The following is a 7,452-nucleotide window of genomic DNA, read 5'->3' on the forward strand; positions in this document are numbered from 1 at the left end:
CTGCCTGTCTGTATGTTGCCAAGTCTTCCTCTCGCAGCCGTTCCCCTCTTCTCCATCGCGGCAGCCATGCTCTTGGTCTACTTGCCCATGGGGGTGGTGGGCTATGCGCGGGCCCGCGTCGGCTACGACCTGCATGCGCCTCGGGCTATGTTCGATAGGCTACCCCCCTACGGCCAGCGGGCCACCTGGGCCCATGCCAACGGGTTTGAGACTTTTGGGATGTTTGCCTCAGCGGCGTTGATCGCCTACATCACCGGCCCTCACCCGGATCCCTGGTCTTTTGGCCTCAGCGGCGACGAAGGGGTAGCTGTGCTGTGTGGGGTGTTTCTGCTGGCACGGCTGCTCTACAACTTCTTCTACATCGCTGACATCCCCATCGGGCGATCCCTCTCCTTTTTGGCCGGATCCCTGGCCACCTTGGGCCTGTTGCTGATCAGCCTGCTGCCTTTTCTCGGCGGGAGCTTGGCCTAAGCTGGCGAGGGAAGTTCCCCCGTCATTTTTTGATCCTGCCGGTACCCTGGCTCAACCTGCAATACTGGAAAAGGATGGCGTCCCCTATCCACGGCCCACTACGCAACGGTCAGCCATGTATACTCTGGAATTGCTTCTGAAAGGGAACCCTGCCCCCATCGTTGTCCACCAAAAAGAGGAGGAAGCGGCCAACCGGGCCTACCAAAGCATAGTCAATGCTTTGCAGAACGGCTCCCCTCAGAGCTTGGAGCTGACCTGCGACCGCACCGGCAAAAAGGTGTTCCTGCTCACCGGCGAGCTGTGTGGTGTGCAAATGACCTCTAAGTCGGGTGGCGCCAGCCCCATGGGAGCCCGTCCCGGTTTTTTGGCCCAGTTGCAAGGCTGAGGACGGCTCTTTTCTCTCTACCGCCAGGGATCCCCATGTCTGAGGTGGCCATTCGGGTGGAGAGCTTGACCTTTGCCTGGCCGGAACGTCCGCCGGTCTTGCAGGGGTGCAGTTTTGCCATTCCCAAGGGCCAGTTGTGGATGCTGTTGGGGCCCAATGGCAGCGGCAAGTCCACCCTGTTACAACTGTTGTCCGGATCCCTGACCCATCCCCAGCCTCTTTCAGGTCACCTGGAAATTTGTGGTCGGCTGGGCTATGTGTTTCAAAACCCGGATCACCAACTGTTCATGCCCACAGTGGGGGCCGATGTGGCCTTTGGCTTGGGGGCAGAGGCTCTGGCTTGGGCGGAAATTCACCGGCGGGTGGAAACAGCCTTGGAACAGGTGGGACTCAAGCACCTGATCCGCCGGCCCATCCACGGCCTCAGCGGCGGACAGAAGCAACGGGTGGCGGTGGCGGGGGCCTTGGCCCGACGCAGCGAAGTGCTGCTTTTGGACGAGCCGACCGCTCTGTTGGATCCCGATAGCCAGGCGGAGTTGCTGCGCTGCATCCGTCAACTGGTGGATCAAGAGGGCATCACCGCCCTCTGGGTCACCCATCGGCTGGCGGAACTGGAATGGGCGGACGGAGTAATTTTCCTCTCCGAAGGACGGGTGCGCTATCAGGGATCCCCAGAGCAGGTGCGGCAACAAATCGGGCAACTGTTTGACGCCTAAGGGATCCCTGCGATCCCAAAGAGATCGCAAAAGGGTGGCTGCACCTCGCCGGCGCCCCTGTCTAGAATAGGTAATGTATGCACGTGTTCAATTCGATTGACACAGGGTCATTATCCTGGACTCATTCCCCACTTGGATTGGCTGGTTCCCACCAGTTGATCCTCAGCCACATCCGATCCCTGCTGACCTGCGTCAATCGGCTATCCAGCGGGCCATCGGCCCCATCTAGTCTAAAGGAGCCTTGAGACCATGGGACTGTCTGAAGTCATCGCCAAAGAACTGGAAAATGCTCGCAACGTCTGCTCTGAGTACGGCGAAGGGGATCCCCACTGCCGTGCCGCTTGGGATGCCGTTGAGGAGGTGCTGGCAGCCCGCAGCCACCAGCCCAAAACTCCCAGCAGCCTGGAGCAGCACTGCGCCGAAAACCCAGATGCCGTCGAGTGCCGGGTTTACGACACCTAGTTCCTGGGAGCCCTGCAGATGATCTCGGTTGATTGCGTAGCGATCGACGGGGCTTGCTGCTGGGGATCCCTAGCCAGATTCACCAGCCTGCCGGATCCTTGCCGGTAGGCTTTGCCCTTCGCAGCTAGAAGGCCACTTTTGGCTGCCATCCATCGAAGCTAGGATCGGAACTCTCCAGAAGGTCGATGGGATCCCCACCGCCTTTGCAGGAGCGTCTTTTCACGAAGAAAGTTTTTGGGCCGAATGAGCCCGAACCCACAAGACAAAGGCTAGCGCCAGCAGCACCAGTTGGGGGAGCAGCGTCTGCCAAGTGGGATACAGGCCCAGCCAGCGCAACTTTGGGATCCCGATGAGAGGGGTGACCGGCAGCCAGTCCGCCACCTGCAAAGCGTGCAGGCCACTACCCAGAAACTTAAAGCCCAAATAGAAAACCAGCAGACTGAGGCCCCGGAAAAAAGCTCGCAGCGGCAATCTCAGCCCCACCTGCAGCAGCAGGATCGCCACCCCCACCAACATCAGGGATCCCAGTCCGATCCCCAGCCAAAATTCTTTTGCCGGCAGGGCGGGGGCCAACCCCACATAAAACAACACCGTTTCCGCCCCCTCGCGAAACACCGCCATAAACGCCAGGGAAGCCAAAGAAAAAACCTGGCCGGTGGCCAGTGCCGCCTGCGCTTGTTCTTGCACAAAGGTTTGCCAAGAAGCCACTGCAGCCCGGCGGTGCAACCAAAGGCTGACCGAAAACAACAAGCCTGCCGCCACCAGCCCAGTGATCCCCTCCAGCACCTCTTGCCGCGTGTGGGTGAGCAACTGCTGGAAAAACAGCTTCACCAGCAGACCCAGCATCACCGCTGCCAGCAAGCCTGCGGATCCTCCCAGCCACACCCAGCGCTGCTGAGCCGACTGCCCGCTCTTGCCCAAAAGCGCCAGCAGCGCCACCAACACCAGGAGAGCCTCCAGGCCCTCCCGCAGCAAAATCGAAGCGGCATCCAGGAAGGTGTAGTCGGACATCAGTTCACCCAGACAGGCGGCTCAATTCTGTCCGGAGCCAAGAGGGTTTCTAGGTGGTGGCCGGAATGAACTTGAGGGCAGCAGAGTTCATGCAGTAGCGCAAACCCGTGGGCGGGGGGCCATCCCGAAACACATGCCCCAGATGCCCACCGCAGTTAGAGCAGTGCACTTCTGTGCGGGGCACGAACAACTTCCAATCCGTCTTGGTACCGATCACATGGGGAGCAATCGGCTCCCAAAAGCTGGGCCAACCGGTGCCACTGTCGTACTTGGCTGCCGAGGAAAACAGCTCCTGCCCACAGCCGGCACAGACGTAAATGCCTGCGGCCTTGTTGTCGTAGTAGGCATTGCGGAAAGGAGGCTCCGTGCCCTCCTGGCGCAGCACATAGTACTGCTCTTCGGTGAGCAGTTGCCGCCATTCGGCATCGGTTTTGGTGACGGGATAGGTCTGTTGAGCCATTGCTCGTTGCTCTCCTACCAAGCTAAGGGATCCTGGGATGAACCCAGCCACGGTCAAAGTCAATAGCTTGCGTCGTCGCATGAGAGGTTCATCCATCCTCACCGTCTAAACAGCGGAAGGAGCCATCGCCAACCCGTTCTCTACTTGGCTGAGGGGGATCCGTCCGCTTTTGTCCGCTGGCTGTTGTTGGAGGATTGCCAGCAGATTGTCTTTATCTTAACTCTTCTTCTTTACGAACAGCCGCGTAAAGCCTCCGGTTTCCAACCGGGGGAGTGTCCAGTCCTTTTCCCCTCTTCCCGAAAGCTGAGCAGGTATCCATCTATGGGTTCTATCGGCAGCTTTTATCCTCAGCCTGAGGCGTAATCCCGTTACAATTAAGCTCGAGCAAGCTGCTTGTCCAACTCTAGACGAGTAATGGAGTTCTTCCTATGCTGCTGGTCGGCTCAGGCGCACGGTTTGTGCAGCAACTGGAGCAATCTGGGGCTCTGGCCATCTTTGTGACCCCAGAAGGGGGATCCGAAGGGCATTACCTGCGGCGGCTGCGCGGAGCCGGGTATGAGGTGGTCACGCTCTCCAGCAAAGGAATCGGAGATCTGGCGAGCTATTTGACGTGCAGTCATGGGGTACGGCCTGCCACGCTGGGCAAATCGGAGCGGCGCACCTATTTTTTCCCGGCGTTGATCGAGCAGTATCGAGCCACCTTGCCCGCGAAGGCGAAAGGATTGGTGTTTTGGTTTTACGAGGGGCATGTGCTCAGCCAACAGGAACTCTCTTACCTGGTGAAGCTGAGCCGGGAAGACAAGGGGGTCAAATTTGTCGTGGAGCTGGGCCGAGAGCGCTCCATTCGCTGGCAACCTCTGCAAAGCGCCTGAGCATCTTCTCAGGATCCTGGAAAATTCTCTGCTACCATCTCAGATAGATGGCCTGCAGCTCAGAACCATCCTGCTAGCGGCTTCTCTCACCTGTGACCTTGCCAACCGCCTCGCTGCAACAGGGTACTTGGTTTAAGCTGATCTGTGGCGCAAGTTTTCACCACTTGCCCTCGGTTCGCGAGCTGGCTTTTCTCTACACGCTGGCTGGGGCAGATTGCATTGACGTCGCTGCCGATCCCGCCATTGTGCGGGCTGCTCAACAAGGGATCCAATGGGCCCAAGCCGAAGATCCCCGGGCGCGCTCCCCTTGGGTGATGGTCAGTGTCAATGACGGGGAAGATGTGCACTTCCGTAAGGCGGTGCTGACGGCTCCGGTCTGTCCTGCCGACTGCCCCCAGCCGTGTCTGGCCGTCTGTCCTCCCCATGCTTTGACACCGGCAGCCCTTCCTGCCCAAGTCCACATTCAGGCAGAGCTGTGCTATGGCTGTGGGCGCTGTGAGCCGGTTTGCCCCCACCGGCGCATTGCCACCTGCGGCTATCAAGTTGCTTTGGCAGAGGTGTTGCCGCCTTTGCTCGAGTTGGGCATTCAGGCAGTGGAGATCCACACCTGCATCGGTCGTCAGAGGTCATTCGAGCAACTGTGGGGATCCCTGAAGCCCTGGCTACCTCACCTCCAGGCAATCTCGATTAGCTTTAACGATGGCCCGGGCCTGGAGGCCTACTTGAGGGATCTGCTGGCCCTGATGGATCCCTTGCCGGAGGTGTTGATCTGGCAGGTGGATGGCCGGCCCATGAGTGGCGATATTGGCGCTGGCACCGGCAAAGCCACCCTGAAGTTGGCCCAAAAGGTGCTGGCCATGGGTTTGCCCGGCTATGTGCAACTGGCGGGCGGAACCAATGCCCAAACGGTGTCGCTGTTGGATCCCGATTGGCCGGTGGCGGGGGTGGCCTTTGGCAGCTACGCACGACAGTTGGTAGCGGCCCATCTGGAAGGGCCGAGCCCAGCGGAGCCAGGATGCAATCCTGGATTGGCGGCGGGGATCCCGTTGGCCAAGCAGTTGGTGCAGCAAGTGAAGCGGCGATCCATTGCTTGCAAACAAACCTGTTTTTCCTGCGTTTAGTGACCTTGCTCAGCCATGAGTTTTCCCGCACAGCCCTCAACCCCAAATCCGTTGGCGGATCCGCACCGCTTACGCGAACACACTGGCTTTCCCGGCCAGGTTCAATACAGCGACGACTTGAGCAAACTTCTGGATATCCTGCCGGCTCCGATTCGCGAGCGCCTAGAGCAGCATCCCCACCTGGATCGATTGGTAGAAGTGGTGATGGATTTGGGTCGCCGCCCCGAAGCCCGCTTCCTTGGCTTTGCCGATTACCTCTCAGAAGAGGTGATCACCCGAGCCGACTTGGATCAAGTGATCAGTCGGGTTGGAGAGTTCAGCGGTGACAACCGGGCGGGCATCGCCTCTACCCTGCATCGCATCAGTGCCATTCGCAACCGCCAAGGCACGATCATCGGTCTCACCTGTCGGGTGGGTCGCTGCGTTATCGGCGTCATCAGCATGATCCGCGACTTGGTGGAGCAGGGTCGCTCCATGCTGTTGCTGGGCCGACCGGGGGTGGGTAAAACCACGGCTTTGCGGGAAATTGCCCGCGTGCTGGCGGATGAGCTGGGCAAACGAGTGGTTATTATCGACACCTCCAATGAGATCGCCGGCGATGGCGACGTGCCCCACCCGGGTATTGGCCGAGCCAGACGGATGCAGGTGGCCAGCCCAGAGCTGCAGCACAAGGTGATGATCGAGGCTGTGGAAAACCACATGCCCGAGGTGGTGGTCATCGACGAGATCGGCACCGAATTGGAAGCCTTGGCCTCTCGCACCATCGCCGAACGGGGGGTACAACTGGTGGCCACCGCCCACGGCAACCGCATCGACAACCTGATCAAAAATCCCACCCTCTCGGACTTGGTAGGCGGGATCCAATCCGTCACCTTGGGAGATGAGGAGGCACGGCGACGGGGCTCTCAAAAGAGTGTCTTGGAGCGCAAAGCCCCACCCACGTTTGAGATTGCCGTCGAAATGCTGGAGCGATCCCGCTGGGTCATCCATGAAGATGTGGCCGCCACCGTGGATCGCCTCCTGCGCAACCGCGAGCCCCTGACCCAAACGCGCAGCCTGGACGAACACGGCCAGGTGGTGATCGAGCGCCCGGCTCTAGCCGGCCCCCAATGGCCCCCTGCAGGTGCAGCACGGGAGCGAGGTGGATGGCGGCGCTCTGGACGGATGGAAGCTCTGCCCAAGGACTCCGTCCCGCTAACGCGATCAGAACCGCTCGAAGGTTGTTCGCGACAGCGAGGAGAGCCAAGCCTGCTCTTGGACAAGCGGGAGGACGCTGTCCCGCCGACGCCGGCGGGATCCCATCCTGCGGTTCAGGTCGTGGCTGAATCCGGAGCAGCCGAAGAGGAAGAAGATTTGGACTGGGAGGGATCCGCTCTGGCTCCAGCAGAGCGGCAGTGGGATCCGGATGAGCCGCTGATGATCTACCCCTACGGAGTGAGCCGCTTCCATCTGGAGCAGGTGATCCAGACTTTGAAACTGCCGGCGGAGGTCACCAAAGACCTGGATGGGGCAGATATTGTCTTGGCTTTGCGATCCCAGGTGCGCAGCCGCTCCAAGATCCAGCAACTGGCCCACTCCCGCCAGATCCCGATTCATACTGTTAAGGCCAATACTTTGATCGCCCTGGCCCGCGCCCTGCGCCACATCCTCAACATCGAAAGCGAAGACGGATCTGATTCCGACCTGGAGCTGTTCATTCGCGCCAGCTCGGGCGACGAAACGGAAGCTCTGGAAGAGGCCCGCCTGGCAGTGGAGCAGATCGTCATTCCCAAGTCTCAGCCGGTGGAACTTTTGCCCCGTTCGCCTCTGATCCGCAAGCTCCAACACCAGTTGGTGGAACATTATCACCTGCGGGCCCAAAGCTTTGGGGAAGAGCCCAACCGCCGCTTGCGCATTTATCCCAACTAGAGCAACTCGACAACTTAGCCGGCTAGCCCAAGCGCTCCGCGCCGCT

At 60.0% G+C, this 7,452-nt stretch carries 9 protein-coding genes; 7 read left to right on the top strand and 2 right to left on the bottom strand.

Annotated elements, in window-relative coordinates; all coding sequences use genetic code 11:
• From NW844_RS03845 to NW844_RS03860, 4 genes are all read left to right on the top strand, one after another.
• Positions 1-471: MAPEG family protein (locus NW844_RS03845; RefSeq protein ID WP_414333637.1), on the top strand; the 471-nt coding region annotated here is incomplete at its 5' end.
• 115 nt (positions 472-586) lie between these two features.
• Entirely contained in the window at positions 587-856 is a 270-nt protein-coding gene (locus NW844_RS03850; protein WP_414333639.1) for a hypothetical protein, read from the top strand.
• 35 nt (positions 857-891) lie between these two features.
• Complete coding sequence (locus NW844_RS03855; protein WP_414333641.1) at positions 892-1,572, top strand: energy-coupling factor ABC transporter ATP-binding protein; 681 nt, start codon at positions 892-894, stop codon at positions 1,570-1,572.
• A 249-nt stretch (positions 1,573-1,821) separates the two neighbouring features.
• Complete coding sequence (locus NW844_RS03860) at positions 1,822-2,034, top strand: CP12 domain-containing protein (RefSeq protein WP_414333643.1); 213 nt, start codon at positions 1,822-1,824, stop codon at positions 2,032-2,034.
• Positions 2,035-2,253: 219 nt separating this feature from the next.
• Here NW844_RS03860 and NW844_RS03865 read toward each other — a convergent pair whose 3' ends face one another.
• Together NW844_RS03865 and msrB are read right to left on the bottom strand one after the other, a co-directional pair.
• Positions 2,254-3,045, bottom strand: coding sequence for an FTR1 family iron permease (locus NW844_RS03865; RefSeq protein ID WP_414333644.1), 792 nt, complete (start codon positions 3,043-3,045; stop codon positions 2,254-2,256).
• 49 nt (positions 3,046-3,094) lie between these two features.
• A complete protein-coding gene (msrB, locus tag NW844_RS03870) occupies positions 3,095-3,505 on the bottom strand; it encodes a peptide-methionine (R)-S-oxide reductase MsrB (protein ID WP_414333661.1) in 411 nt (136 codons plus the stop codon).
• A gap of 428 nt (positions 3,506-3,933) precedes the next feature.
• Here msrB and ndhN point away from each other — a divergent pair, with 428 nt between their 5' ends.
• From ndhN to NW844_RS03885, 3 genes are all read left to right on the top strand, one after another.
• Positions 3,934-4,377, top strand: coding sequence for an NAD(P)H-quinone oxidoreductase subunit N (gene ndhN, locus NW844_RS03875; protein ID WP_414333646.1), 444 nt, complete (start codon positions 3,934-3,936; stop codon positions 4,375-4,377).
• A 92-nt stretch (positions 4,378-4,469) separates the two neighbouring features.
• A complete protein-coding gene (locus tag NW844_RS03880) occupies positions 4,470-5,498 on the top strand; it encodes an LdpA C-terminal domain-containing domain (protein ID WP_414333648.1) in 1,029 nt (342 codons plus the stop codon).
• A gap of 15 nt (positions 5,499-5,513) precedes the next feature.
• Positions 5,514-7,406, top strand: coding sequence for a R3H domain-containing nucleic acid-binding protein (locus NW844_RS03885; protein ID WP_414333649.1), 1,893 nt, complete (start codon positions 5,514-5,516; stop codon positions 7,404-7,406).
• Positions 7,407-7,452 lie beyond the last annotated feature (46 nt).

This window comes from Synechococcus sp. H55.2, from assembly GCF_047462495.1.
Taxonomy (GTDB): Bacteria; Cyanobacteriota; Cyanobacteriia; order Thermostichales; family Thermostichaceae; genus Thermostichus.

What these genes read in the sequence shown, in the direction of transcription:
- NW844_RS03850 (WP_414333639.1), top strand. Translation starts at nt 587, where the DNA reads ATGTATACTCTGGAATTGCTTCTGAAAGGGAACCCTGCCCCCATCGTT.
- NW844_RS03855 (WP_414333641.1), top strand. Translation starts at nt 892, where the DNA reads ATGTCTGAGGTGGCCATTCGGGTGGAGAGCTTGACCTTTGCCTGGCCG.
- NW844_RS03860 (WP_414333643.1), top strand. Translation starts at nt 1,822, where the DNA reads ATGGGACTGTCTGAAGTCATCGCCAAAGAACTGGAAAATGCTCGCAAC.
- NW844_RS03865 (WP_414333644.1), bottom strand. Translation starts at nt 3,045, where the DNA reads ATGTCCGACTACACCTTCCTGGATGCCGCTTCGATTTTGCTGCGGGAG.
- msrB (WP_414333661.1), bottom strand. Translation starts at nt 3,505, where the DNA reads ATGGCTCAACAGACCTATCCCGTCACCAAAACCGATGCCGAATGGCGG.
- ndhN (WP_414333646.1), top strand. Translation starts at nt 3,934, where the DNA reads ATGCTGCTGGTCGGCTCAGGCGCACGGTTTGTGCAGCAACTGGAGCAA.
- NW844_RS03885 (WP_414333649.1), top strand. Translation starts at nt 5,514, where the DNA reads ATGAGTTTTCCCGCACAGCCCTCAACCCCAAATCCGTTGGCGGATCCG.